This window comes from Arthrobacter sp. HMWF013 (assembly GCF_003061105.1).
Classification (GTDB): Bacteria; Actinomycetota; Actinomycetes; order Actinomycetales; family Micrococcaceae; genus Arthrobacter.
Genome location: NZ_QAIQ01000051.1, coordinates 1 through 1590, shown reverse-complemented (window position 1 = coordinate 1590; position 1590 = coordinate 1). Strand labels below are relative to the sequence as shown.

The 1590-nt window shown below is 63.8% G+C and carries 2 protein-coding genes; one reads left to right on the top strand and one right to left on the bottom strand.

The genetic code is table 11. From position 1 onward, the window contains the following. On the bottom strand, positions 1 to 720 hold a 720-nt coding region (locus tag DBR22_RS02420), incomplete at its 3' end, for a serine/threonine-protein kinase (protein ID WP_146187346.1). A 156-nt stretch (positions 721 to 876) separates the two neighbouring features. Here DBR22_RS02420 and lipB point away from each other — a divergent pair. Then, positions 877 to 1545, top strand: coding sequence for a lipoyl(octanoyl) transferase LipB (gene lipB / locus DBR22_RS02415; RefSeq protein WP_108597622.1), 669 nt, complete (start codon positions 877 to 879; stop codon positions 1543 to 1545). Positions 1546 to 1590: the final 45 nt, after the last annotated feature.

The following is a 1590-nucleotide window of genomic DNA, read 5'->3' as shown; positions in this document are numbered from 1 at the left end:
CAGCAGGGACAAAGGCGGGCGGTCTGCCGTCCGCCGTGGCGGCTCCCCTGTCAGGCAGTACCACCCCAGTGCGGCAACAGAGTACACGTCCCGCTCCGGCTGGAGTCCTGCCCGGACAGCGTCCACCGGGGACGGGTCCATGAACCCTGCGGTGCCGTGATCGGGCACTGGGGAAACGTCCCCCACCATCCGGGCGATGCCGACGTCGGAGAGCATCGGCTTACCGTGTCCGGTAAAGAGGACGTTGCCGGGCGAAACATCGCCATGGGTGAATCCTTTGCCGTGCAGGTAGCCGAGTACCTGGGCAATGGGAGTCAATACTGTCACCGTCTCGCCGATGGGCAGCTTCCCCCTGCTGCCCACCAGGTCAGCCAGCGAGCCGCCGGGAGCATAATCGAGCAGCAGACCCGTTCCGCCGCCTGAGTTTTCCGATCCCGCCGAGCCGTCAAAATGAAGTGCGTCATGGGCCTTGATGAGATGCTGATGGTCCAGGACGGAGAGGATCCGGATTTCCCGGCGGATGTCCTCTTCTCCCGCAGGACCAATAAATCCCGCCGCCCTGGCATGGGTCCTGCTGCCGCCTTCGCTCCCCAGACACTTCAGAGCGAAGTCGCGGCCGGTCCTTTCCTCGGTGACCAGCCACACTGTGGAGCTTCCGCCCCGGCCCAGCACACGTCCCACCACAAAACCGGGAACCGCCGGAGCAGCGAAATTTGTCATGACCCATGTCTAGCGGAATCCCGGCGCCGCTGCAGAAGTTATCCACAGGCCATGCGCAGTGGCACGGGATCGGCCCGCAGGACCGGGCTCCACAGTCAGGTGAGAGGTTTGACACTTAAGGGGAGGCGCCGCCGCCCGGGGTCTAAGCTGGAAGGCATGACTCTTGAGTTTTCACAGGTGGGTCTCGCCCCGGATTTCGTTGATTATTCGCGCGGTTGGGACCTGCAACGCGAAATCCACGACGCCGTCCTGGCAGGCACTGCCCCCAGTACGGTACTGCTATTGGAGCATGCCGCCGTCTACACCGCCGGTAAGCGCACGGAGGACCACGAACGGCCCTTTGACGGAACCCCCGTGGTGGCCGTGGACCGTGGCGGCAAGCTGACCTGGCACGGCCCCGGCCAGCTGGTGGGCTATCCCATCATCAAACTGAAAAACCCGGCCGGAATCCGCGATTACGTCGAACGCCTTGAAGCTGTGATTATCGCCGTCCTGGCTGACTACGGCATTGCGGCTGAGCGGATCAAAGGCAGGGCAGGGGTCTGGCTCAACGCAGATGCCAAAGGCCCGGCCCGCAAGATCGCGGCCATCGGCATCCGCGTCAGCGAAGGTGTGACCATGCACGGGTTCGCGATCAACTGCAACAACGATCTCGCCCCCTACGGCCAGATCATTGCCTGCGGAATCACCGACGCCGGCGTGACCACCATCGCGCAGGAGACCGGCTTCGACGTCACGCCTGCGGACCTCGTTGCACGGGTCACCGAAGAACTGCAGAAGAATGAAGATGCGCTAGTCGCCACCCCAGAAGGAGCTCTCCGATGACACTGGCACCAGAAGGCCGCAAGCTGCTCCGGGTTGAGCAGCGTA